The organism is Bacillus pretiosus, assembly GCF_052947655.1.
In genome coordinates this window covers 90,001-113,693 of sequence record NZ_CM129593.1, presented here as the reverse complement: position 1 = coordinate 113,693, position 23,693 = coordinate 90,001, and the positions used below count along the sequence as shown (strand labels likewise).

General features: G+C 38.7%; 24 protein-coding genes, 2 rRNA genes and 2 other annotated features (1 of these 28 running past the window's edge). All 26 genes read right to left on the bottom strand.

The window, feature by feature from the left end; all coding sequences use genetic code 11:
* Window positions 1–240: 240 nt before the first annotated feature.
* Window positions 241–840 (bottom strand): class I SAM-dependent methyltransferase, encoded by a 600-nt coding sequence (locus ACU8YW_RS00625; RefSeq protein WP_048543031.1) that lies wholly within the window; start codon window positions 838–840, stop codon window positions 241–243.
* A gap of 76 nt (window positions 841–916) precedes the next feature.
* Complete coding sequence (gene rplL / locus ACU8YW_RS00620; protein WP_000159737.1) at window positions 917–1,276, bottom strand: 50S ribosomal protein L7/L12; 360 nt, start codon at window positions 1,274–1,276, stop codon at window positions 917–919.
* A 67-nt stretch (window positions 1,277–1,343) separates the two neighbouring features.
* A complete protein-coding gene (rplJ, locus tag ACU8YW_RS00615; protein WP_000048721.1) occupies window positions 1,344–1,844 on the bottom strand; it encodes a 50S ribosomal protein L10 in 501 nt (166 codons plus the stop codon).
* 39 nt (window positions 1,845–1,883) lie between these two features.
* Window positions 1,884–2,027 (bottom strand) — a sequence feature (ribosomal protein L10 leader region).
* 49 nt (window positions 2,028–2,076) lie between these two features.
* Complete coding sequence (gene rplA / locus ACU8YW_RS00610; RefSeq protein ID WP_002096939.1) at window positions 2,077–2,769, bottom strand: 50S ribosomal protein L1; 693 nt, start codon at window positions 2,767–2,769, stop codon at window positions 2,077–2,079.
* Window positions 2,770–2,946: 177 nt separating this feature from the next.
* Entirely contained in the window at window positions 2,947–3,372 is a 426-nt protein-coding gene (gene rplK / locus ACU8YW_RS00605; RefSeq protein WP_001085872.1) for a 50S ribosomal protein L11, read from the bottom strand.
* Between the two features lie 167 nt (window positions 3,373–3,539).
* Entirely contained in the window at window positions 3,540–4,073 is a 534-nt protein-coding gene (nusG, locus tag ACU8YW_RS00600; protein ID WP_000415794.1) for a transcription termination/antitermination protein NusG, read from the bottom strand.
* Between the two features lie 131 nt (window positions 4,074–4,204).
* On the bottom strand, window positions 4,205–4,384 hold the full coding sequence (gene secE, locus ACU8YW_RS00595; protein ID WP_001241321.1) for a preprotein translocase subunit SecE: 180 nt from the start codon (window positions 4,382–4,384) through the stop codon (window positions 4,205–4,207).
* A gap of 32 nt (window positions 4,385–4,416) precedes the next feature.
* On the bottom strand, window positions 4,417–4,563 hold the full coding sequence (rpmG, locus tag ACU8YW_RS00590; RefSeq protein WP_002070160.1) for a 50S ribosomal protein L33: 147 nt from the start codon (window positions 4,561–4,563) through the stop codon (window positions 4,417–4,419).
* Window positions 4,564–4,691: 128 nt separating this feature from the next.
* Window positions 4,692–5,351: an RNA polymerase factor sigma-70 gene (locus tag ACU8YW_RS00585; protein WP_000387198.1), complete on the bottom strand. Its 660-nt coding sequence runs from the start codon at window positions 5,349–5,351 to the stop codon at window positions 4,692–4,694.
* A gap of 67 nt (window positions 5,352–5,418) precedes the next feature.
* Complete coding sequence (locus tag ACU8YW_RS00580; RefSeq protein ID WP_000997888.1) at window positions 5,419–5,931, bottom strand: NYN domain-containing protein; 513 nt, start codon at window positions 5,929–5,931, stop codon at window positions 5,419–5,421.
* A 3-nt stretch (window positions 5,932–5,934) separates the two neighbouring features.
* Window positions 5,935–6,678: a 23S rRNA (guanosine(2251)-2'-O)-methyltransferase RlmB gene (rlmB, locus tag ACU8YW_RS00575; RefSeq protein ID WP_000093757.1), complete on the bottom strand. Its 744-nt coding sequence runs from the start codon at window positions 6,676–6,678 to the stop codon at window positions 5,935–5,937.
* Window positions 6,675–7,082 carry a Mini-ribonuclease 3 gene (locus tag ACU8YW_RS00570; RefSeq protein ID WP_000564263.1) on the bottom strand — a complete coding sequence of 136 codons (408 nt, stop codon included), beginning with the start codon at window positions 7,080–7,082 and terminating at the stop codon, window positions 6,675–6,677. Before ACU8YW_RS00570 ends, rlmB begins: the two co-directional genes overlap by 4 nt.
* 2 nt (window positions 7,083–7,084) lie before the next feature.
* Window positions 7,085–8,482 (bottom strand): cysteine--tRNA ligase, encoded by a 1,398-nt coding sequence (gene cysS / locus ACU8YW_RS00565; protein WP_000152265.1) that lies wholly within the window; start codon window positions 8,480–8,482, stop codon window positions 7,085–7,087.
* Window positions 8,463–9,128, bottom strand: coding sequence for a serine O-acetyltransferase (gene cysE, locus ACU8YW_RS00560; protein ID WP_088061478.1), 666 nt, complete (start codon window positions 9,126–9,128; stop codon window positions 8,463–8,465). The genes cysS and cysE overlap by 20 nt, the downstream gene beginning before the upstream one ends.
* Window positions 9,129–9,274: 146 nt before the next feature.
* Window positions 9,275–9,521 (bottom strand) — a binding site (T-box leader).
* Window positions 9,522–9,568: 47 nt separating this feature from the next.
* The gene (gene gltX, locus ACU8YW_RS00555) at window positions 9,569–11,026 is read right to left on the bottom strand and encodes a glutamate--tRNA ligase (RefSeq protein WP_088061476.1); all 1,458 of its coding nucleotides are present in this window, start codon (window positions 11,024–11,026) and stop codon (window positions 9,569–9,571) included.
* An 89-nt stretch (window positions 11,027–11,115) separates the two neighbouring features.
* Window positions 11,116–11,592 (bottom strand): 2-C-methyl-D-erythritol 2,4-cyclodiphosphate synthase, encoded by a 477-nt coding sequence (gene ispF, locus ACU8YW_RS00550; protein WP_000488386.1) that lies wholly within the window; start codon window positions 11,590–11,592, stop codon window positions 11,116–11,118.
* 115 nt (window positions 11,593–11,707) lie between these two features.
* Window positions 11,708–12,388, bottom strand: coding sequence for a 2-C-methyl-D-erythritol 4-phosphate cytidylyltransferase (gene ispD / locus ACU8YW_RS00545; protein ID WP_048562648.1), 681 nt, complete (start codon window positions 12,386–12,388; stop codon window positions 11,708–11,710).
* 16 nt (window positions 12,389–12,404) lie between these two features.
* Window positions 12,405–13,508, bottom strand: a complete 1,104-nt coding sequence (locus ACU8YW_RS00540) for a PIN/TRAM domain-containing protein (RefSeq protein ID WP_000919686.1) — start codon at window positions 13,506–13,508, stop codon at window positions 12,405–12,407.
* Window positions 13,509–13,669: 161 nt separating this feature from the next.
* On the bottom strand, window positions 13,670–14,743 hold the full coding sequence (gene disA, locus ACU8YW_RS00535; RefSeq protein ID WP_000392165.1) for a DNA integrity scanning diadenylate cyclase DisA: 1,074 nt from the start codon (window positions 14,741–14,743) through the stop codon (window positions 13,670–13,672).
* 3 nt (window positions 14,744–14,746) lie between these two features.
* Window positions 14,747–16,123, bottom strand: coding sequence for a DNA repair protein RadA (gene radA, locus ACU8YW_RS00530; protein ID WP_001085205.1), 1,377 nt, complete (start codon window positions 16,121–16,123; stop codon window positions 14,747–14,749).
* 96 nt (window positions 16,124–16,219) lie between these two features.
* Window positions 16,220–18,655: an ATP-dependent protease ATP-binding subunit ClpC gene (gene clpC / locus ACU8YW_RS00525; RefSeq protein ID WP_000971181.1), complete on the bottom strand. Its 2,436-nt coding sequence runs from the start codon at window positions 18,653–18,655 to the stop codon at window positions 16,220–16,222.
* Between the two features lie 12 nt (window positions 18,656–18,667).
* Entirely contained in the window at window positions 18,668–19,741 is a 1,074-nt protein-coding gene (gene mcsB / locus ACU8YW_RS00520) for a protein-arginine kinase McsB (RefSeq protein ID WP_426934631.1), read from the bottom strand.
* 4 nt (window positions 19,742–19,745) lie between these two features.
* Window positions 19,746–20,294, bottom strand: a complete 549-nt coding sequence (gene mcsA, locus ACU8YW_RS00515; RefSeq protein ID WP_000128404.1) for a protein-arginine kinase activator protein McsA — start codon at window positions 20,292–20,294, stop codon at window positions 19,746–19,748.
* A 173-nt stretch (window positions 20,295–20,467) separates the two neighbouring features.
* Window positions 20,468–20,929 carry a transcriptional regulator CtsR gene (ctsR, locus tag ACU8YW_RS00510; RefSeq protein WP_001244556.1) on the bottom strand — a complete coding sequence of 154 codons (462 nt, stop codon included), beginning with the start codon at window positions 20,927–20,929 and terminating at the stop codon, window positions 20,468–20,470.
* Between the two features lie 207 nt (window positions 20,930–21,136).
* A 5S ribosomal RNA gene (gene rrf, locus ACU8YW_RS00505) occupies window positions 21,137–21,252 on the bottom strand.
* Window positions 21,253–21,301: 49 nt separating this feature from the next.
* Window positions 21,302–23,693, bottom strand: a 23S ribosomal RNA gene (locus ACU8YW_RS00500); it runs 530 nt beyond the window's last position.

Genomic DNA, 23,693 nt, shown 5'->3' with positions numbered 1-23,693 from the left:
GCAAAATCACAAATAAATACAACTACTGCTATTAGCGTAGTTTTTTCTCTTAAAGATAAATACGTTGAGTCTTTCTACCTGCTCAAAAAAGAAAAATGGCTTCTATAAGAAAACCATCATTCTGTTTCATAATCTGCTGATTTTACTATCTTTTCCAAGAGAAACAAAAATATACATCTTTCTCAACGCAGAAAATCATATATTGGCATTGTATAATGTTAACATAGCCAAAAATAACCGTCAACGTTTTTTTGATTTTATGATATAATATCCTTTTTTCTTTTCTACAACTTCGACTTCAGAAAATACTTCCTCTAGTTTCTTCAGTGCAGATGGTGCACCTTGCTTCTTTTGAATAACAATCCACAACTCTCCACCTGGAACTAAATACTCTACAGCCTTTTCTAAAATCTCATGCACGATATCTTTACCTGCACGAATTGGAGGATTAGATAGAATAGCAGCATACATACCATCTACATTTTCATAGACGCTACTTTGAAAAATGCGTACATTTCCAATTCTATTGTTAGCGGCATTTTCTTTCGCAAGCTCAAGCGCCCTTTCATTCACATCCACCATGTGAACTTTACGGTCTTGAAACTCTTTCGCCAACGATAAACCAATTGGTCCATATCCACAACCTACGTCTAATATATCACCTTTAATATCTGGCACTTGAAACGCTTCAATTAAAAGACGAGAACCAAAGTCCACTTCGTTTTTCGAGAACACCCCACGGTCAGATAAGAAAGTAAATTGAGATCCACGAAGTGTAAATTCCCATCGTTTACGATCACTTTTACTAGAAGGGTCGTTAGAAAAATAATGGTCTGCCATATGGCCACCTCTTTTCTTTACAGTTAAAAAAAAAGCTCGCATGAGAGCGAGCTTTTTTTAAAGCATCAAAAGTTAATTACTTAACTTCTACAGCAGCGCCAACTTCTTCAAGTTTAGCTTTCATTTCTTCAGCTTCCTCTTTAGAAACGCCTTCTTTGATTGCTTTTGGAGTGTTGTCAACTAATTCTTTAGCTTCTTTTAAGCCAAGACCAGTGATTTCACGTACAGCTTTGATAACTTTGATTTTTTGAGCGCCAGCACTTGCAAGTACTACGTCAAATTCAGTTTTCTCAGCAGCAGCTTCACCAGCGCCACCAGCTACAGCTACAGGAGCAGCAGCAGTTACGCCGAATTCTTCCTCGATAGCTTTTACTAAGTCGTTAAGTTCTAATACAGTCATAGATTTAACTGCTTCAATGATTTGTTCTTTAGTCATTGTAAATATCCTCCCTTAAATAGGTTTGTATTGTTTTATAGATAACAAGTAATTATCTTTTAAAAAATTAAGCGCCTTGCTCTTCCTTTTGTTCTGCAACTGCTTTAGTAGCAAGTGCAAGGTTACGGATTGGAGCTTGAAGAACGCTAAGAAGCATAGAAAGTAAGCCTTCACGTGATGGAAGAGTAGCGATAGCTTTAACCTCATCAAGTGTTACAAGTTTACCTTCGATTACACCAGCTTTAATTTCTAAAGCTTCATGTTTTGTAGCGAAGTCGTTTAATACTTTCGCAGGAGCAACTACATCCTCGTTACTGAACGCGATTGCGTTTGGTCCTGTTAAGAATTCGTTTAACTCAGCCATTTCAGCAGACTCTGCAGCACGACGAGTTAAAGAGTTTTTGTAAACTTTGAACTCAACGCCAGCTTCACGTAAGTTTTTACGTAATTCTGTTACTTCAGAAACTGTTAAACCACGGTAGTCAACAACGATTGTAGATTTACTTTCGCGAAGTTTGTCCGCGATTTCAGTTACAACTTGTTGTTTAGTTTCGATTACTTTGCTCATGTTATTACACCTCCTGTAGATTATATAGAAGATGTACCGAAAGTGCACTAAAAACCTCCATGCCCAACTTGTAGACATGGAGGCATATAGTCACAGAAAAAAATTCCGTTTCGTATATTAACACCTAGGTAGGAAATTAAGTCTATTGACACCTACTGTCTACGGTACACTAATTAAATTCACAACATAAATGATTATATAAAAACTTCTTTATGAAGTCAACTTCCAAATTTTACGCTAATGTAGAAACGTCTACACGTACGCCAGGTCCCATTGTAGAAGCAACTGTTACGTTCTTCATGTAAGTACCTTTTGCAGCAGCTGGCTTAACTTTTTGTAAAGTGTCAGCAATTGTTCCGAAGTTTTCTACTAATTTAGCATCTTCGAAAGATACTTTACCGATTGGAACGTGGATGTTACCAGCTTTATCAACGCGGTATTCAACTTTACCAGCTTTGATTTCGTTAACAGCTTTAGTTACATCGAAAGTAACTGTTCCAGTTTTAGGGTTTGGCATTAAACCTTTAGGTCCTAATACGCGACCAAGTTTACCAACTTCACCCATCATGTCAGGAGTTGCTACTACTACATCGAAATCGAACCAACCTTGTTGGATTTTACCGATGTAATCAGCATCGCCTACGAAGTCAGCTCCAGCAGCTTCAGCTTCTTTAGCCTTTTCACCTTTAGCGAATACTAATACACGTTGTACTTTACCAGTACCGTGTGGAAGAACAACTGCACCACGGATTTGTTGGTCAGCTTTCTTAGGGTCAACACCTAAACGGAATGCAACTTCTACAGTCGCATCAAATTTAGCTGTGTTTGTTTTCTTTACTAATTCTACTGCTTCTGTTGCAGAGTAAGCAGTTGCACGATCAACAAGCTTTGCAGCTTCTACGTACTTTTTACCTCTTTTAGCCATTTTTATTTCCTCCTCGAATGTGGTTTTAGCGGAATAACCTCCCACGTTTACGCTTATTTTCAGGTATAACCTGAGGATGCGCGCCATCCATTTATTTAAAAACGATAATCATTTACGATAATAAAGGTTGCGAATTGGAATTCCAGACCCGCAACCTTTTTAAAAAAACAAATCGAATTAGTCTTCGATAACGATGCCCATACTGCGTGCAGTACCTTCAACCATACGCATTGCAGCTTCTACACTAGCAGCGTTTAGGTCAGGCATTTTAGTTTCAGCGATTTCGCGTACTTTATCACGCTTAACAGTTGCCACTTTATTACGGTTTGGTTCACCAGAACCAGACTCAATACCAGCTACTTTCTTAAGAAGAACAGCAGCAGGAGGAGTTTTAGTAATGAAAGTGAATGAACGGTCCTCAAATACCGTAATTTCAACAGGGATGATAAGACCAGCTTGATCAGCTGTACGAGCGTTAAACTCTTTACAGAAGCCCATGATGTTAACACCTGCTTGTCCTAATGCTGGACCAACTGGTGGAGCTGGGTTAGCTTTACCTGCAGGAATTTGAAGCTTTACCATTTTAATTACCTTTTTAGCCACGAGACACACCTCCTTAAGTCCGTGATGTGGTCAATTGGACAGTGATTTGCCCTCCCACGTCATATTTTATCTGTAAGGATAAAATCTTTCAAAAAACGTCTCCGATAACGAAGACGTACTGACTTAAAAGATATTATCACTTTTTACAATTCATTTCAAGTTTCATTTTATAATTTTTCAATTTGATGGAAGTCAAGCTCAACTGGAGTCTCGCGACCAAACATGTCCACAAGCACGCTAACCTTTTTCTTCTCCACATCAATTTCTTCAATAGCACCTGTATAATCTGCGAATGGCCCCTCATTTACACGCACTGTCTCATGAAGTTCAAAGTCGAAATCAACCACTTCGTTGTCCATTCCCATATGCTTCATAATGGTAACCACTTCCTCTTCTAATAGAGGTGATGGTTTAGATCCAGAACCAGAAGAACCAACGAACCCAGTTACACCTGGCGTGTTACGTACAACATACCAAGAGTCATCAGTCATGATTAATTCTACTAATACATAACCTGGGAACACTTTTCTTTTCATTAATTTTTCTTTACCGTTTTTCATTTCTACTTCTACTTCTTCCGGGACAACAACACGGAAAATTTTATCTTGCATACCCATTGATTCTACACGTTTCTCTAGGTTTGCTTTTACTTTATTTTCATATCCAGAATAAGTATGGACAACATACCAACTTTTTTCCATTCATTTAGGACGAGCGTCCTTCCCTCCCTGACGTACATTTTTTTGCGCAAATGAAAAAACCCGTTCACCGGGCCTTTACACAGTTCTTATAAATAACATTATATCATGGATAAGTGCTTCTTATTCAAGAATTAACCAAGAATTAACCGAATTAAAGAAGAAATGCCCATATCAACCACTGCGAAGAAAATCGCAAAGAAGACAACTGTAGCGATAACAGTCGCTGTTGAACGGAGTAATTCATCTTTTTTAGGCCAACTTACTTTTTTCATTTCGCGACCTACATCGCCGAAAAAGTTCGTTAAACGCATCTACGGGACCTCCAGTGTATTATTTCAATTATTTATTTTGTTTCCTTGTGAACTGTATGCTGATTGCATGTTTTACAAAACTTCTTTATTTCAAGTCGCTCTACTGAGCTCGTATCTTTCATCGTAGAGTAGTTTCGATTTTTACACTCTTCACATGAGAGTACAACTTTTTTCCTCATTAGTTACACCAACCTTGTAACATTATGTCCCTAAAAATGTATCATATAACAAAAGACAATGTCAATGACATGCCTTTTGCACTCTCTACAAAAAGAAAACAGGTGATTTTTTACACCTGTAGCATTTGTTATGAATTTAAAGTGGTACTCTCTCTCATTTCCATATATCGTTCCAATTTCCGCTTCACCCTCTGTAAAGCGTTATCAATAGATTTCACATGTCTATTTAACTGTTCCGAAATCTCTTGATAAGAACGACCATCTAGATATAAAGAAAGCACTTTTCTTTCTAAATCGCTTAATAATTCAGATATTTTAGATTCTATGTCTGTATATTCTTCCTGACTTATAATCATTTCTTCAGGATCCGTTACCTTCGCTTCCGAAATAACATCTAATAATGTCCGATCAGATTCCTCATCATAAATCGGCTTATCTAAAGACACATATGAATTTAACGGAATATGTTTTTGCCTTGTTGCTGTTTTAATAGCGGTAATAATTTGCCGAGTGATACACAGTTCAGCAAATGCTTTGAATGAAGACAGCTTGTCCTCTTTATAATCACGAATCGCTTTAAACAATCCAATCATACCTTCTTGAACAATATCTTCTCGATCGGCACCCACTAAGAAATAAGATCTCGATTTCGCGCGAACAAAGTTCTTATATTTGTGAATCAAATATTCTAGAGCGTCAGTATTACCTTTTCGAACTAACTCAACGATTGCCTCATCCTCTAAATCACGAAATGTAACGTCGCCTACACTTACGAAGCCTGCTTCCACCTTGATCCCTCCGACCGCTATTTATTTAGCAATATTATACAGTAAAAAGATAAAGAGCGTCAATGCTTCAACGCTCTCCTCTTCTTAATTTTTCTAATTTTTCTGTAATATCTTTACTAAATATCTTTCGCATGGCGGGTTGCTTTTCTTTTGTGTCTTGTGTACGCCTTCTTACTTGTTGCTCCATCGCTTGTACTTCCAACTCCAATTCACGTGCAGATTTCCGAAGAGCACCTTGCGCAAATATAACCCATTGTTCCGTATAATCAGAAGTCGCAACATATATTTGCGTATTTATATTTCTAAGCTCAATCGCAAGCTGCTCTATCTTTTCATCTGCAGTTTGATTCTTCCTCGTGAATATGACTTCCACACGCGATTGTTTCATCTTTTTTTCAATACCTTGGACTGTATAAGCATCAAAAACTATCATTACCTTTGTACCTGTGTATCCTTGGTAATCCGCCATCTTATCAATCAGTGCATCTCTTGATGATTGCAAATCTACATCCCGTAGTTTCTTCAAGTCTCCCCAAGCTCCGATAATGTTGTAACCGTCAACGATTAAAATATCGTTCATTTTTTATTTACCAATTTCGTGACGCTTACGATATACCTCATACATTAACAAACTTGCGGCTACTGAAGCATTTAAGGATGTAACTTTACCGACCATCGGTAAAGTAATTAAGAAATCACATTTTTCACCAATAATACGACTCATACCTTTTCCTTCACTTCCAATTACTAATCCAATTGGCATTTTACCATCTAAATTACGGTAATCCGTTTTCCCTTTTGCATCTGTACCAGCAATCCAAAGTCCACGTTCTTTTAATTCATCGATTGTACGAGATAAATTCGTTACACGTGCAACAGGAATATATTCAATTGCTCCAGTCGATGCTTTCGCAACTGATGCAGTAAGTCCCACAGCTCTTCTTTTCGGAATAATAATTCCATGAGCTCCTGTTGCATCCGCAGTACGCATAATAGAACCTAGGTTATGCGGGTCTTCGATTTCATCTAAAATTAAGAAGAACGGATCTTCGTTACGCTTCTCTGCCACTTTAAATAGATCTTCTAGCTCAGCATATTGATATGCAGCCACTTGAGCAATTACACCTTGATGGTTCCCCTCAACTAACTGGTCTAACTTCTTCTTTGGTGCATGTTGTAAAATAATCTTATTTTCTTTCGCTAGTGCTAGTACAATTTGTATTTGTCCTTTGGCAGCACCTTCCGCGATCCAAATTTTATTAATATCTCTTCCTGAGCGTAACGCTTCAATTACAGGGTTACGTCCGATAATATATTCACTACTCATGATGATGTGCCCCCTTCCTTTTCTTCTAAAACAGCAATTGCCTTATATACAATTTCGTCTAATCTTTCACGATTATTTAATAAGTGATGATAGCCAATTAGCGCTTCAAAGGCTGTACTATATCGATATGTTTGTACATCAGTATTTTTCGGGACAGTACCTGAATTTGCATTACGCCCTCTTCTTAGTACCGCCTCTTCTTCCTCTGTTAAAAATGCTGTCTCTAATAAATGATAAACAACTTTCGCCTGCGCTTTTGCCGAAACAAAGCTTGTCCCTAATCGATGCAATTGATTAGGACGAACTTTCCCTTTTTGAAGTAGGTGATAGCGGATATATTGTTCATATACCGCATCACCCATATATGCTAACGCTAAGCTGTTTAATTGCTTTGCATCAATCATTCTTATCCTCTTTTCCATCTTGTACCTTGAGCGGTATCTTCTAAAATAATATTACGGTCTTTTAAATCATCGCGAATTTGATCCGATAACGCAAAATCACGATTTTTACGAGCTTCAATGCGCTTTTGGATAAGTACCTCAATTTCTTCATCAAGCAACTCTTCTTGCGCTAATTCTAACCCTAAAATATCAAATAATGTTTCAAGTTGTTTTACGTATGCTTCAATTACAACTGTAGACGTATGTTCTTCCAGTAAATATTGATTTGCATGATTTGCTACATTATATAACTCAGTGATTGCATTAGCAGTGTTGAAGTCATCATTCATTGCTTCTTCAAATGCAGTCTGGAATTTTTCCAGTTCCGCTAACCATTTCTCATTATGATCTGTTAAATCAGTACTACTTTCCATACGGTGTTTTAAATTACCGTAAGCCGTTTTAATTCTTTCCAGTCCGTTATTTGTACTTTGTAGTAAATCTTCACTGAAATTAATTGGGTGACGGTAATGTACCGATAGCATAAAGAATCTAATTAGCTGTGGATCATATTGCTTAATGATATCGTGAACTAAAATGAAGTTCCCCAGTGACTTAGACATCTTCTCATTATTAATATTAATATATCCATTGTGCATCCAATAACGTGCAAATGTTTTTCCTGTTAATGCCTCAGACTGCGCAATTTCATTCTCATGATGAGGAAATGCCAAGTCTTGACCACCAGCATGAATATCGATTGTATCTCCTAAGTATTTACGCGCCATTGCTGAGCATTCAATATGCCAGCCTGGACGACCTTTCCCCCAAGGGCTTTCCCAGAAGATTTCTCCTTCTTTCGCAGCTTTCCATAGAGCAAAATCAAGAGGATCTTGTTTCTTTTCTCCTACTTCAATGCGTGCACCGTGACGTAAGTCGGCGATTGGTTGATGCGATAATTTACCGTATCCTTCAAATTCCTTCGTTCTAAAGTACACATCACCTTCTGATTCATATGCATATCCTTTATTCACAAGTTCTTGAATAAATTCAATAATGATATCCATATTTTCCGTTACACGCGGATGAACTGTTGCATGTTTGCAACCTAGTGCCGTTACATCTTCAAAATACGCTTCAACGAAACGGTCAGCAATTGTCGGCACATCTTCACCTAATTCATTTGCTGCTTTAATTAATTTATCATCTACGTCAGTAAAGTTAGATACATACTGCACATCATACCCTTTATATTCTAAATAACGGCGTACCGTATCAAATACCATAGGTGGTCTTGCATTCCCAATGTGAATATAGTTATAAACTGTAGGTCCACACACATACATCTTTACCTTATTTTCTTCTAATGGAGTAAACTCTTCCTTTTGACGCGTTAACGTATTATAAATGTGAATAGTCATTTTTATCCTTCCTTTCTACCTTTGCTTCAAGTTGTTTTTTCAATTTATCAAGTTCTACTTCCATGACCTTTAACTTATCAAAAATTGGGTCTGGAAGGTCAGAATGATTTAATTCTTGACCGATCTTTACTCCATTTTGAATAACGACTCGGCCAGGTATACCTACAACTGTAGAATGTGCAGGCACTTCTTTTAATACGACAGACCCTGCTCCAATTTTAGAATTCTCTCCAACTGTAATAGAACCTAGTACTTTAGCACCTGTTGCAATTAATACATTATCCTGAATTGTAGGGTGCCTCTTCCCCTTTTCTTTACCCGTACCACCTAATGTAACACCTTGATAGATCGTTACATTATCACCAATCTCGCACGTTTCTCCAATTACAACCCCCATTCCATGGTCTATGAAAAAACGACGACCAATTGTTGCTCCTGGATGAATCTCAATACCGGTAAAAAAACGACTAACTTGTGAGATCCAACGTGCAATAAAGAAGAAATTCTTTTTATAAAAAGCATGTGCAATTCGATGGGCCCAAACTGCATGTAATCCAGAGTAAGTCAAAATGACTTCGAAATAACTTCTTGCCGCTGGATCCTGTTCAAAAACGACTTCAATATCTTCCCGAAGCCTCTTAAACATCGACGCTCCCTCCCCTTTATGGGCTGCTTTTTCGAGTGAACTAACTCCCTTAACTCCCTACTTATCCCCCTAAATCTTTATACACGGGGATAAAACTTATACTCATACCCATTTTTACGGTATAAAAAAGACGCCTCTGTCATATTGACAGAGACGCCTTATAAGCGCGGTTCCACTCTGTTTAGGCTAAAGAAAGCCTCAAACTCATCTATGATAACGGTGTACACCGCTTCTGCTTACTTTACGCCCTAAGACGTTTCACAAAACAATTCGCTGTTCAGCAGAAGACTCGAAGGGGCATTTCAAAAATCCGCTTATAAACCACTTCCAGCCTAAAGGTGGTTCTCTCTGTAAAAAGCCTGATTTTCTACTTCTCCTTCTCGTCGCTTTTCCTTATTAGGTTTTAAGTATACTTATTATATTTCTAAATCTAGAAAATGTTAACCAATTACTTTTTGAAGACGATTTAAAACTTTTTCTTTTCCAAGAAGTGCAATAGCATTAGGAAGCTCTGGGCCATGTGTTTGACCAGTAGTTGCAACACGGATTGGCATAAATAAGTTTTTACCTTTATGACCTGTTTCCTTTTGCACTGCTTTAATAGCCGCCTTAATTGCTGCTGGTTCCATCGCTTCTAGTGCTTCTACTTGACCCGCAAATGCACGAAGTACTTCTGGTACTTGTTCACCTTTTAATACTTCTTGTCCTTCTTCTTCATAATCAACATGATCTTTGAAGAACATTTCAGAAAGCTCTACAATTTCAGCTCCAAAACTCATTTGTTCATGATATAACGCAATTACATCACGAATCCAAGCTTGTTCTTGTTCGCTTAAAGTTTCACCTATACGTCCAGCTTTCACTAGATGCGGTAAGCTTAATTCTACCACCGTATCTAAATCTTGCTTTTTCATATATTGGTTGTTCATCCATTTTAGTTTTTGAGAATCAAATAATGCAGGTGATTTTGATAAACGAGCTGCATCGAACATTTTGATAAATTCTTCTTGAGAGAAGATTTCTTCTTCTCCTACTGGCGACCAACCTAGTAGTGCAATAAAGTTAAAGATCGCTTCTGGAAGATATCCAAGCTCTTTATATTGCTCAATAAATTGAATAATAGATTCATCACGCTTACTTAACTTTTTACGGCTTTCGTTTACAATTAAAGTCATATGACCAAATTGCGGAATATCCCAACCGAAAGCTTCGTAAATCATCATTTGTTTTGGCGTATTTGAAATATGATCATCACCACGAAGTACATGTGTAATCTCCATTAAGTGATCATCTACTGCTACCGCAAAGTTATAAGTTGGAATTCCATCTTTTTTCACGATAACGAAATCACCGAAATCATTTGAATGGAATGCAACTTCATCTTTTACGATATCTTTAAACGTGTAGTCGCGATCAACCGGTACACGGAAACGAATACTCGGAATGCGGCCTTCAGCCTCAAATCCCTTCATTTGCTCCTCAGTTAAATCACGGTGGTTTCCAGCATAACGCGGTGTTTCACCACGAGAGATTTGTCCTTCACGCTCTGCTTCTAGCTCTTCTTCTGTCATATAACATTTGTAAGCTAAACCGCGTTCTAATAAATCTTCATATAATTTTTTATAAATATCTAAACGCTCTGTTTGACGATATGGTCCAAATTCACCACCAACATCAACACCTTCATCCCAGTCCATACCGAGCCATTTCAAGTATTTTAATTGGCTTTCTTCTCCACCAGCAACATTACGTTTCACATCAGTATCTTCAATACGAATAATAAACTTACCATCTTGATGACGAGCAAATAAATAATTAAATAATGCCGTACGCGCATTTCCGATATGTAAGTGTCCTGTTGGACTTGGCGCATAGCGCACTCTCACTTGCTTTTCCATAATTGGTACACCTTCCATTCTTAATGTCAACACATTCTATAATTGTACACCAAAAAAATGTGATTATCCATCTTACGAATTAAAAACCATTATTTTTTCTGTAATAAAACAACTGCTTGAGAAGCAATTCCTTCTTCTCTACCTGTAAATCCTAATTTTTCTGTTGTTGTTGCTTTTACATTGATATTGTCAATAGACGTTTCTAATAGTTCACTAATACGTTTACGCATACTTTCAATATGCGGTGCCATCTTTGGCTTTTGAGCAATAATTGTACAATCTAGATTCCCTAACTCGTAACCTTGTTCACGTACAAATTCCCAAACCTTTTGCAGCAATACAGCTGAATCAGCATCTTTAAAAGCAGGATCTGTATCAGGGAAATGCTTTCCAATATCCCCAGCTGCAATTGCACCTAAACATGCATCCGCAATCGTATGTAACAATACGTCTGCATCTGAATGACCAATTAATCCTTTCTCATGAGGAATTGTAATTCCACCAATAATTAACGGTCTACCTTCCGCAAACTCATGTACATCAAAACCTTGTCCAATTCGAAACATTTTTTACATCCTCCTCAAGCTAAACTACAGAGCTTTATGATTCTATATTATATCGCTATCCTTATAAAGAAAAGCCCGGCTGTTGCCGAGCTTTTTTTCGCTATAATCATCACTTTCATTTCTTTTGAACATGAAGGAAACTTTCAGCAATTAATAAATCCTCTGGAGTCGTCACTTTAATATTATAGTAACTCCCCTCTACTACACCTACTTGCTTCCCGATACGTTCTACGAGGCTTGCATCATCTGTACCAAGGAAACAACCCTGTTTTGCACTTCTATGAGCTTCTAACAAAAGAGAAACAGCGAACCCTTGTGGTGTTTGTACAGCTTTAAGCTGAGATCTTTCTACCGTTTCGACAACGATACCCTGCTCTACTTTCTTAACTGTATCTTTCACTGGTACCGCACAAATGGACGCTCCATATTTTTCCGCTGCAGTTAATACATCTTGAATCACTTTGTTCGTTACAAATGGACGCGCGCCGTCATGTACAAGAACATACTCAACATCACTAGTATGCTGAATGGCGTTATATACACTATCTTGCCTTTCGGCTCCGCCCTGAATAAATTGTACTGGCTTTTCAATTGGATACTTCTGCATTAATTCTTCAAAATACGGACGTTCTTCTTCGTTAATTGCCATAATAATACTTTTGCACGCTTTATCTTTTTCAAAAGCACGTAACGTATGCACAATAATCGGTACTTCATTAATAAGTAAGAACAACTTATTTTTACCAGCACCCATCCGCTTACCTTGACCAGCTGCTGGAATAATTAATGTATACATATTAATAATCCTCTACTTATAATGCTTTTTCTAATAATTTACGTTTGGCGAAAATCATACGCCCAGCCGATGTTTGTAACACACTAGTAACAAGCACATTGAGTTGTGAACCTACATATTCTCTACCATCTTCTACTACAATCATCGTGCCATCATCTAAATATGCAACACCTTGATTTTGTTCTTTTCCATCTTTGACAACATAAACACTCAGTTCTTCACCTGGGAGTACAACAGGTTTAATTGCATTAGCTAAATCGTTAATATTTAACACCGTTACCCCTTGTAATTCAGAAACTTTGTTTAAATTGAAATCATTCGTTACTACCGTTCCACCAGTGATTTTCGCCAACTTTACAAGTTTGCTATCCACTTCTTGAATATCATCGAAATCGCCTTCATAAATTTCTACCGGAATCGGCATCTCTTTTTGAATACGATTTAAAATATCTAATCCTCTGCGACCACGATTACGCTTTAAAGCATCAGAAGAATCGGCAATGTGCTGAAGTTCTTCTAACACGAATTGTGGAATCACAATTGTTCCTTCTAAAAACTTTGTTTGGCAAATATCAGCAATACGCCCATCGATAATTACACTCGTATCGAGAATTTTCCAATGAGTTGTAGATTCTTCTACCTCAGTTTCTTCATTCTCACTATTATTATTTTTCTTCTTCCCACGTTGTGGTAATGTAAATAATCCTAGCAATTCATTCCTCTTTTTAAACCCTACTTGGAATCCTAAATATCCAAGTAAAAGAGTAAAGAACACTTGCAACACTGTGCTAATAACTGGAATTGTAAATTCACGAATTGGTATTAAAATTAAATATGCAACAATAAGACCAGAGATTAACCCTAATGTACCAAATAAAACATCCGCTACAGGCGCCTTTACAAGAGCCTCTTCAATATGCTTAATAAGTTGAACAATATAATCTACAAGCCAAAATGTTGTTAAAAATAAAATAATTGCACCAATAATTGCACGAACATACGATCCTTCCAATAAAGGAACGGCACCGATGTCTAATACATTAATAACTTTTGGGATTAAGTAAATCCCTAACGCTCCGCCAATTACTAGAAAGAAGAGCTGTACAATCCGTTTTAACATCCAACCACCTCCTACTCATTATTAACCATTGTTTCGCTAATCAAAACGCCGAATGCAAAAGCGGACGTGTTTTTTTTATAAATAGTTTTATTTACCAATATACCATATCTTATACCAAAAATGTTCTAGTGTCGTTATATTATGGAATCAATGTAATATTCTTAATTGTGTCTACTCATATAGAGATGCTCTTGGATTCTTTTTAAGCCTTCTCGTATTTTCTTCGCCCTTACTTCTCCAATTCCTTCCACATCATCCAATTCATTAATAGTTGCTCGACAAACACCTTGCAAAGTCTTAAATCGATTAATTAAATTTTCAATGATAAGTGGCGGAACGCGCGAAATTTTGCTTGTGATTCGGTATCCTCTCGGCGTCACACTTTCTTCTAAACTCATTTGTCCTGGATAGCCAAGCAATTTAACTAAATCGCTATCCTCTAGAAGTTGTGTATTCGCAAGATCTTGTAACTTTTTCAAAATTTGATGATGGTCTTGTGTTTTTTCTTGATAATAATCTTTAATTAATAACGCTGCCTCTGCCTCTAAATCAGCTAGTAGTTCTGTAAGTTGTAAACGAATTAACCTACCTTCCGTTCCTAACTCATGAATATAGCTCAATATTTCATTTTTAATCCGCAGTACCATTTCAACACTATGTAACACATGAACCACCTCGGACATTGTAACGACTTCTTCAAATTCTAGAATGCCCAAATTCGTAATACCATCATTCCATACAGCCTTATATTTTTCTAACGTTTGAATAGCTTGGTTTGCCTTTGTTAAAATAACACCTATATCCTTTAGTGTATAACGTAAATTCCCTTGATATAGTGTAATTACGTTACGTCTTTGTGAAATAGCCACAACGAGACTACCTGTCTGCTTTGCTACACGCTCTGCCGTCCGGTGGCGCATACCTGTTTCAATAGAATCAATAGATGCCTCTGGAACTAACTGTGCATTTGCAATTAAAATTTTACTTCCAGTTTCATTTAAAATAAGTGCCCCATCCATTTTTGCTAATTCGTATAAACTAGCAGGAGAGAATGCACAATTAATGTGAAATCCCCCATCAACAATACTTTTAATTTGTTCATTATATCCAAGAACAATTAGTCCCCCTGTTTGTGCGCGAAGCACATTATCTATCCCTTCGCGCAGTGGTGTTCCTGGGGCCACGAGCTGTAAAATATTAATCATACTTTTGACACGTTGCTTGTTTTCTTCCATAGCCTAGCCTCCTAATGTCAAACGAAGCGCTTCCCCTAAATTAGATACACCTACTACCTCAATTCCATCCGGAATTGTCCATCCTCCCAAATTTTTTCTAGGAATAATAGCACGTTGAAATCCTAATTTAGCTGCTTCTTGTACACGTTGTTCAATTCTTGATACTCTTCTTATTTCTCCAGTTAATCCTACTTCTCCTATTACTGCATCAGTTGGTGTCGTAGATTTATCTCTAAAACTTGAAGCAATACTTAAAGCCACAGCTAAATCAATTGCTGGTTCATCTAATTTCAAACCACCTGCTACTTTTAAATATGCGTCTTGGTTTTGCAATAATAAACCTGTTCTTTTTTCTAGCACTGCCATAATAAGCGATACACGGTTATGATCAATTCCCGTCGCCATTCTTCGAGGGTTTCCAAAACTAGTAGGGGAGATTAATGCTTGTATTTCTACTAAAACCGGTCTTGTTCCTTCCATTGAGGCAACTACTGTTGATCCTGCGACTCCAACGGGTCTTTCCTCAAGAAAAATTTCAGAAGGGTTTAAGACTTCCGCAAGACCGAGCTCTTTCATTTCAAAAATACCCATTTCATTCGTGGAGCCAAAACGATTCTTCACAGCTCGCAAAATACGATATGTATGATGACGATCTCCTTCAAAGTAAAGAACTGCATCGACCATATGTTCTAACATACGAGGTCCTGCAATTGCCCCCTCTTTTGTTACATGTCCGACGATAAAAATAGGAATTCCTTTCGTTTTTGCAAGTTTCATTAATTCCGCTGTACATTCACGTACTTGCGCTACACTTCCTGGGGCTGACGTCACTTCAGGTAAATGTATCGTTTGAATAGAGTCAATAACAACAAAAGCTGGATTCATTTCTTCAATGTGCGCTGCAATTCGCTGTAGATCAGTTTCTGCTACAACAAATAGATTACTACCCTTTACATGCAAACGATCTGCACGAAGTTTAATCTGCTTTGCTGACTCCTCACCTGATATGTATAGTACATCATATGAAGAATCTGCTAATTGCGATGAAATTTGTAATAACAATGTTGATTTCCCAATCCCAGGGTCTCCACCAATAAGTACTAAGGATCCATCTACAATCCCACCACCAAGTACACGGTTAAACTCTTGGAATTTCGTTTCAATACGTGCCTCAGATTTTGTTTCTACTTCTGTTAGGCGTCTTGGTTTTGTTACTTCCGATTGAATTGCATTGGCATAATTAAGGCGTCTTGATGATACAACCGGTTCCATCTCTTCAACAAGCGTATTCCATTGACCACAACCAGGGCATTTCCCCATATATTTTGGTGACTGATAACCACACTCTTGACATGTGAATTTTGTTTTCTTTTTAGCCATATCGTTTTATATTTCACTTCACTTTCATCTATAAACAGTTTATCCTTCTCGTACAAGAAAGAGGGCTATCTCGTAGCCCTCTTAGTTTGTCTATACTTATTTTACCTTTTCAGCACTATGAATGACAAATGATTCCCCTTCAACATCAAAGATAACTTTTTGTCCTTTCTCAATAGCACCTTTTAAAAGTTCTTCCGATAGTCTATCTTCTACATGTTTCTGAATTGCTCTACGAAGCGGACGAGCACCGTATTCTCGGTCAAATCCTTTATCAGCAATGGCTGAAATCGCTCCTTCTGTTAAATGCAATTCAATCTCTTGCTCTTTTAAGCGCTTCACTAACTGATTCACCATAAGTGTTACAATCTCTTGAATATGTTTTTTCTCAAGCATATGGAACACGATAATTTCATCAATACGGTTTAAGAATTCTGGACGAAATGCCTTTTTCAGTTCATCCATTACTTTACCTTTCATATCTGAATAATCGCGGCTCTCATCTTGTACGTTAAATCCAAGATGTTTATTACGTTTTAACGCATCTGCACCAACGTTAGATGTCATAATAACAATTGTATTACGGAAATCAACTGTACGCCCTTTAGAATCCGTTAAGCGACCATCTTCTAATACTTGTAGTAAAATGTTAAACACATCAGGATGAGCTTTCTCTACTTCATCTAATAGGACAACTGAATATGGCTTACGGCGAACCTTTTCTGTTAATTGTCCACCTTCTTCATATCCAACATATCCTGGAGGAGATCCAACTAAACGAGAAGTCGAATGCTTCTCCATGTACTCAGACATATCGATGCGAATCATTGCATCCTCATCACCGAACATAGATTCTGCTAATGCTCTTGCTAGTTCTGTTTTACCTACACCTGTTGGTCCTAAGAAAATAAATGAACCAATCGGACGTTTCGGATCTTTCAATCCTGCTCTAGCACGACGAACAGCTTTCGCTACAGCTACTACCGCTTCATCTTGACCAATAACACGGTTGTGAAGAATGGATTCTAAGTTTAATAATTTATCAGTCTCTGTTTGTGCAAGTTTAGAAACCGGTATACGAGTCCACGTAGAAACGACATTTGCAATATCTTCTACTGTCACTTCTGAGTTTTCTTTTCCTTGTTGCTCTTTCCATTGACGCTTCGTATCTTCTAACTTTTCACGTAAGCGTTGTTCCATATCACGTAAGGAAGCAGCTTTTTCAAATTCTTGACTTTGCACAGCTGCATCTTTTTCTTTTCTAATTTCCTCAAGTTTTACTTCAAGCTCTTTTAGATTTGGTGGTGTTGTATAAGAGCGTAAGCGAACCTTTGAAGCAGCTTCATCAATTAAATCAATTGCTTTATCTGGTAAGAAACGATCTGTAATATAGCGGTCTGAAAGCTTTACAGCTGCATCAATTGCATCATCTGTAATAGATACACGGTGATGCGCTTCGTAACGATCACGTAAACCTTTCAATATTTGAGTTGATTCGTCTAAACTTGGCTCATCAACGTGAATTGGTTGGAAACGTCTTTCTAAAGCCGCGTCTTTTTCAATATATTTACGATATTCATCTAAGGTTGTCGCCCCAATACATTGTAACTCTCCGCGTGCTAAAGATGGTTTTAAAATGTTAGATGCATCAATTGCACCTTCTGCTCCACCTGCACCAATTAATGTATGAAGTTCATCAATAAATAGAATAATGTTTCCAGCTTGACGGATTTCATCCATAACTTTCTTTAAACGATCTTCAAATTCACCACGATATTTCGTTCCAGCTACAACTGTACCCATATCTAGTGTCATAACACGCTTATCTCTTAATGTTTCAGGAACTTCATTATTTACAATTTGTTGTGCTAATCCTTCTGCAATTGCCGTTTTACCTACACCAGGTTCTCCAATTAATACAGGATTATTTTTTGTTCTACGGCTTAAAACTTCAATTACACGTTGAATTTCTTTACCACGACCGATAACAGGATCTAGACGATTTTCACGTGCAACAACTGTTAAATCACGTGCTAAGCTATCCAGTGTCGGTGTATTTGCATTCGTTGAAGAACCACCTTGGTGACCTGAACTTGCTTCATTACTTCCAAGGAGTTGCAATACTTGTTGTCTTGCCTTATTTAGGCTAACACCTAAGTTATTTAAAACACGTGCTGCTACACCTTCACCTTCACGGATTAAACCAAGCAAGATATGTTCTGTTCCAACGTAAGAATGACCTAATTTACGAGCTTCATCCATAGACAACTCAATAACCTTTTTAGCACGCGGTGTATAATGTACAGTTTGAGAAGCTTCTGTTCCGCGTCCAATTAACGCTTCTACCTCTTTTTGAACCTTCTCTGGACTTAATCCAAGAGCAATTAACGCTTTTGCTGCAATTCCTTCCCCTTCGCGTACAAGCCCAAGTAAAATGTGTTCTGTTCCAATATTATTATGCCCAATACGAATTGCTTCCTCTTGAGATAAAGCTAATACTTTCTGTGCTCTTTCTGTAAATCTTCCAAACATCATAGAAATCGCCTCCTACTTGCGCTTAGTTTTTTCAATACGTAATCGCTCACGGATTAAGGTTGCTCTTCGATAATCTCTTTCTTCTGGTCCTAAAGGTCCGCCTGCATATTGTTGTAAAATGCCTGGTTGTGTAAGAACCATTAGCTCAGTCAAAATATTTCTCGATACACCTTTTATATATCCTAAATCAATACCAAGTCGTACATCTGATAAGCAAGTGGCCGCTTCTGCAGATTGAATTAACCGACTGTTTGCTAGTATGCCATAAGAGCGATAAACCTTATCTTCAAGCTCAATACTTGAATTTTGTACAATTAATTCTCTAGCCATTTTTTCTTGCTGTATGATTTGTTGAATGACACTTTTTAAATCTGCAATAATATCTTCTTCAGATTTTCCTAGCGTCATTTGATTTGACACTTGAAATATATTACCTAACGCTTCGCTACCTTCACCGTATATTCCTCTTACTACTAACCCTAATTTTTGAATTACTTGTATAATGCGGCTAATTCTTTTCGTTAAAACGAGTCCCGGTAAGTGAATCATTACGGAAGCCCTCAATCCTGTACCAACGTTAGTAGGGCAGCTCGTTATATATCCAAGTGATTCATCAAAAGCATATTCAACCTCTTCCTCTATCCAATTATCTATTTGATTGGCACTTTGAATAGCCTCTGATAACTGTAACCCTGAAAATAAGCACTGTATCCTAATGTGGTCTTCTTCATTAAGCATAACACTAATATGTTCGCTTTCTGATAATAGACATGCTCCATATTCTGTTCCTGCAAGGTTAGGACTAATTAAATGCTTTTCAACTAATACTCTCCTTTGAAGAGGCGTTAATTCATTCATTTTTAATAGTTCAAACTCTCCAAAAGGTTCTACCGTTTTATTTATAAATTCCTTTTTAAATAATTCATGAATCTGTCTAGCTTCTTCTTCGTTTTGCATAGTAGAGAATTGATATTTTTTAAAATTACGAGCCAAACGAATTCGACTACTTAAAACAATATCAGAATCAGGGCCATCCCCCTTCATCCATGGACTAATCGCTTCATTCATAATTTTGTCCAGTGACATAGAACTATTCCCCCTCTCTATGCTCACTAAGCTGATTTTCAAGACCTCGAATATTATCCCTTACTTCAGCAGCTTTCTCAAACTCCTCTTTCTGTACGTATTGTTTCAGAATGAGTTTTAGTTCATCTAATTCTTTCTTTAAGTGAAGATTTCCTTCTATACGTTCCGGAATTTTTCCACAATGATCTGTATGTCCGCCGTGCAGACGTTTTAATAACGGCTTTAAATGTTCCTTAAATGTATCGTAACAAGAAGCACATCCAAACCGTCCCACCTTTGTAAATTGCTCATATGTCATCTTACAATCTGGACACCTTAATATACTTGTATTCGAAAGCCCGTTTTGTCCTTCTTCAAACATTGTTGATTCACCGTGTAATAACCCAGCAAATAAATCATGGAATGAAAAGTTAGACTGCGGTGATTGAAAGAAAGACGTATAGCCACTTTGTTCTGCACATTGCTCACAAAGATGAACTTCCGTCTTCTTTTCGTTGATTACTTTTGTATAATGTAAAGTTGCTGGTCTTATATTACAGTTTTGACAAGTCATCACTATCCCCACCTTTACAATAGGAACGATCTATCTGATAGTACTTTTCATACATTACTAGATTGTTCACTTTCCTTTACTTGTTTAAATAAAAGTGCGTGTTCTTTTTTCAAAACCTCTACAATATTTAACTGCCTTATCTCTTAGTTATTATTCTTTTACAAAAGCTATATTTATTTATATTTCAGTGTTCTTAACATTGCGCATAATATTCGAGCCCTAAGTTCATCTCGAGAAGGAACATCCATTGATAATACAGAACGATCTAGTACACTTAACATAAGTTTAGCTTCACGATTTGTTATGATTCCCTCTTCTATTAAACGTATAATCATACTCTCTGCATTCCCTTGCGCAACGCTATGATCAATCATATGAAGCATTTGATCAATCATGTCTATATCGTCATGCAGTTTGACTTTTATAATGCGAATGTAACCTCCTCCACCACGTTTACTTTCTACTACAAATCCTCTTTCTATCGTAAAACGGGTATTGATTACATAATTGATTTGAGATGGTACGCACTCGAATCGATCCGCAATCTCATTTCTTTTGATTTCAATCACATTATTATTACTTAAGTCAATAACTTGCTTTAGATATTGCTCAATGATATCAGATATATTTCTCATTTATCCGCCACCTTTATTGACTTTGACTATCTTTGACTTTAATTATATACGTATTAATAAAATTTGCAACTCTTTTGCTTATTCACTATCCTAGCCACATTCCCCTGTATTTAATCAAAATAATAATTATTTAAACACATTTTTTAATTACTATGGATTATAAAAGAAAACACGAAAAAACACGAGTCATTTGACTCGTGTTTAGTTGCTTGGCGACGTCCTACTCTCACAGGGACAAGGTCCCAACTACCATCGGCGCTAGAGAGCTTAACTTCCGTGTTCGGTATGGGAACGGGTGTGACCTCTCTGCCATCATCACCAAACTATGAAGGCATATTCCTTCAAAACTAGATAACATTTGCTACATATTATATGGTTAAGTCCTCGATCTATTAGTATTCGTCAGCTCCACATGTCACCATGCTTCCACCTCGAACCTATCAACCTGATCATCTTTCAGGGATCTTACTAGCTTACGCTATGGGAAATCTCATCTTGAGGGGGGCTTCATGCTTAGATGCTTTCAGCACTTATCCCTTCCGCACATAGCTACCCAGCTATGCCCTTGGCAGAACAACTGGTACACCAGCGGTGCGTCCATCCCGGTCCTCTCGTACTAAGGACAGCTCCTCTCAAATTTCCTACGCCCACGACGGATAGGGACCGAACTGTCTCACGACGTTCTGAACCCAGCTCGCGTACCGCTTTAATGGGCGAACAGCCCAACCCTTGGGACCGACTACAGCCCCAGGATGCGATGAGCCGACATCGAGGTGCCAAACCTCCCCGTCGATGTGGACTCTTGGGGGAGATAAGCCTGTTATCCCCGGGGTAGCTTTTATCCGTTGAGCGATGGCCCTTCCATGCGGAACCACCGGATCACTAAGCCCGACTTTCGTCCCTGCTCGACTTGTAGGTCTCGCAGTCAAGCTCCCTTATGCCTTTGCACTCTACGAATGATTTCCAACCATTCTGAGGGAACCTTTGGGCGCCTCCGTTACACTTTAGGAGGCGACCGCCCCAGTCAAACTGCCCACCTGACACTGTCTCCCGGGTCGATAAGACCCGTAGGTTAGAATTTCAATACAGTCAGGGCGGTATCCCACCAGCGCCTCCACCGAAGCTAGCGCTCCGGTTTCAATGGCTCCCGCCTATCCTGTACAAACTGTACCAAAATTCAATATCAGGCTACAGTAAAGCTCCACGGGGTCTTTCCGTCCTGTCGCGGGTAACCTGCATCTTCACAGGTACTATAATTTCACCGAGTCTCTGGTTGAGACAGTGCCCAAATCGTTACACCTTTCGTGCGGGTCGGAACTTACCCGACAAGGAATTTCGCTACCTTAGGACCGTTATAGTTACGGCCGCCGTTTACTGGGGCTTCAGTTCAGAGCTTCGCTTACGCTAACCCCTCTCCTTAACCTTCCAGCACCGGGCAGGTGTCAGCCCCTATACTTCGCCTTACGGCTTCGCAGAGACCTGTGTTTTTGCTAAACAGTCGCTTGGGCCTATTCACTGCGGCTTTCCGTTAAGAAAGCACCCCTTCTCCCGAAGTTACGGGGTCATTTTGCCGAGTTCCTTAACCAGAGTTCTCTCGCACACCTTAGGATTCTCTCCTCGCCTACCTGTGTCGGTTTGCGGTACAGGCACCTTTTATCTCGCTAGAAGCTTTTCTTGGCAGCGGGGAATCAAAGACTTCGCTCCATAAGGAGCTTCCCCATCACAGCTCAGCCTTCACGATAAGCGGATTTGCCTACTTATCAGCCTAACTGCTTGGACGTGCACAACCAATCGCACGCTTCTTCTATCCTTCTGCGTCCCTCCATTGCTCAAACGATAAAGAGGTGGTACAGGAATATCAACCTGTTGTCCATCGCCTACGCCTGTCGGCCTCGGCTTAGGTCCTGACTAACCCTGAGCGGACGAGCCTTCCTCAGGAAACCTTAGGCATTCGGTGGACGGGATTCTCACCCGTCTTTCGCTACTCATACCGGCATTCTCACTTCTAAGCGCTCCACCAGTCCTTCCGGTCTGACTTCACTGCACTTAGAACGCTCCCCTACCACTGATACCATTGGTATCAATTCGCAGCTTCGGTGGTGTATTTAGCCCCGGTACATTTTCGGCGCAGAGTCACTCGACTAGTGAGCTATTACGCACTCTTTAAATGGTGGCTGCTTCTAAGCCAACATCCTAGTTGTCTAAGCAACTCCACATCCTTTTCCACTTAATACACACTTTGGGACCTTAGCTGGCGATCTGGGCTGTTTCCCTCTTGACTACGGATCTTATCACTCGCAGTCTGACTCCTAAGGATAAGTCATTGGCATTCGGAGTTTGACTGAATTCGGTAATCCGATGAGGACCCCTAGTTCAATCAGTGCTCTACCTCCAAGACTCTTACACTTAAGGCTAGCCCTAAAGCTATTTCGGGGAGAACCAGCTATCTCCAGGTTCGATTGGAATTTCTCCGCTACCCACACCTCATCCCCGCACTTTTCAACGTGCGTGGGTTCGGGCCTCCATTCAGTGTTACCTGAACTTCACCCTGGACATGGGTAGATCACCTGGTTTCGGGTCTACGACCACGTACTAAACGCCCTATTCAGACTCGCTTTCGCTGCGGCTCCGCCTCTTCAGCTTAACCTCGCACGGGATCGTAACTCGCCGGTTCATTCTACAAAAGGCACGCCATCACCCATTAACGGGCTCTGACTATTTGTAGGCACACGGTTTCAGGATCTCTTTCACTCCCCTTCCGGGG

Excerpts from the sequence above, each read along its gene's own strand:
- ACU8YW_RS00625 (WP_048543031.1), bottom strand. The coding sequence starts at position 840 with ATGGCAGACCATTATTTTTCTAACGACCCTTCTAGTAAAAGTGATCGT.
- rplL (WP_000159737.1), bottom strand. The coding sequence starts at position 1,276 with ATGACTAAAGAACAAATCATTGAAGCAGTTAAATCTATGACTGTATTA.
- rplJ (WP_000048721.1), bottom strand. The coding sequence starts at position 1,844 with ATGAGCAAAGTAATCGAAACTAAACAACAAGTTGTAACTGAAATCGCG.
- rplA (WP_002096939.1), bottom strand. The coding sequence starts at position 2,769 with ATGGCTAAAAGAGGTAAAAAGTACGTAGAAGCTGCAAAGCTTGTTGAT.
- nusG (WP_000415794.1), bottom strand. The coding sequence starts at position 4,073 with ATGGAAAAAAGTTGGTATGTTGTCCATACTTATTCTGGATATGAAAAT.
- secE (WP_001241321.1), bottom strand. The coding sequence starts at position 4,384 with ATGCGTTTAACGAACTTTTTCGGCGATGTAGGTCGCGAAATGAAAAAA.
- rpmG (WP_002070160.1), bottom strand. The coding sequence starts at position 4,563 with ATGAGGAAAAAAGTTGTACTCTCATGTGAAGAGTGTAAAAATCGAAAC.
- ACU8YW_RS00580 (WP_000997888.1), bottom strand. The coding sequence starts at position 5,931 with ATGAACGATATTTTAATCGTTGACGGTTACAACATTATCGGAGCTTGG.
- rlmB (WP_000093757.1), bottom strand. The coding sequence starts at position 6,678 with ATGAGTAGTGAATATATTATCGGACGTAACCCTGTAATTGAAGCGTTA.
- ACU8YW_RS00570 (WP_000564263.1), bottom strand. The coding sequence starts at position 7,082 with ATGATTGATGCAAAGCAATTAAACAGCTTAGCGTTAGCATATATGGGT.
- cysS (WP_000152265.1), bottom strand. The coding sequence starts at position 8,482 with ATGACTATTCACATTTATAATACGTTAACGCGTCAAAAGGAAGAGTTT.
- cysE (WP_088061478.1), bottom strand. The coding sequence starts at position 9,128 with ATGTTTAAGAGGCTTCGGGAAGATATTGAAGTCGTTTTTGAACAGGAT.
- gltX (WP_088061476.1), bottom strand. The coding sequence starts at position 11,026 with ATGGAAAAGCAAGTGAGAGTGCGCTATGCGCCAAGTCCAACAGGACAC.
- ispF (WP_000488386.1), bottom strand. The coding sequence starts at position 11,592 with ATGTTTCGAATTGGACAAGGTTTTGATGTACATGAGTTTGCGGAAGGT.
- ispD (WP_048562648.1), bottom strand. The coding sequence starts at position 12,388 with ATGTATACATTAATTATTCCAGCAGCTGGTCAAGGTAAGCGGATGGGT.
- ACU8YW_RS00540 (WP_000919686.1), bottom strand. The coding sequence starts at position 13,508 with ATGTTAAAACGGATTGTACAGCTCTTCTTTCTAGTAATTGGCGGAGCG.
- disA (WP_000392165.1), bottom strand. The coding sequence starts at position 14,743 with ATGGAAGAAAACAAGCAACGTGTCAAAAGTATGATTAATATTTTACAG.
- radA (WP_001085205.1), bottom strand. The coding sequence starts at position 16,123 with ATGGCTAAAAAGAAAACAAAATTCACATGTCAAGAGTGTGGTTATCAG.
- clpC (WP_000971181.1), bottom strand. The coding sequence starts at position 18,655 with ATGATGTTTGGAAGATTTACAGAAAGAGCACAGAAAGTATTAGCTTTA.
- mcsB (WP_426934631.1), bottom strand. The coding sequence starts at position 19,741 with ATGTCACTGGACAAAATTATGAATGAAGCGATTAGTCCATGGATGAAG.
- mcsA (WP_000128404.1), bottom strand. The coding sequence starts at position 20,294 with ATGACTTGTCAAAACTGTAATATAAGACCAGCAACTTTACATTATACA.
- ctsR (WP_001244556.1), bottom strand. The coding sequence starts at position 20,929 with ATGAGAAATATATCTGATATCATTGAGCAATATCTAAAGCAAGTTATT.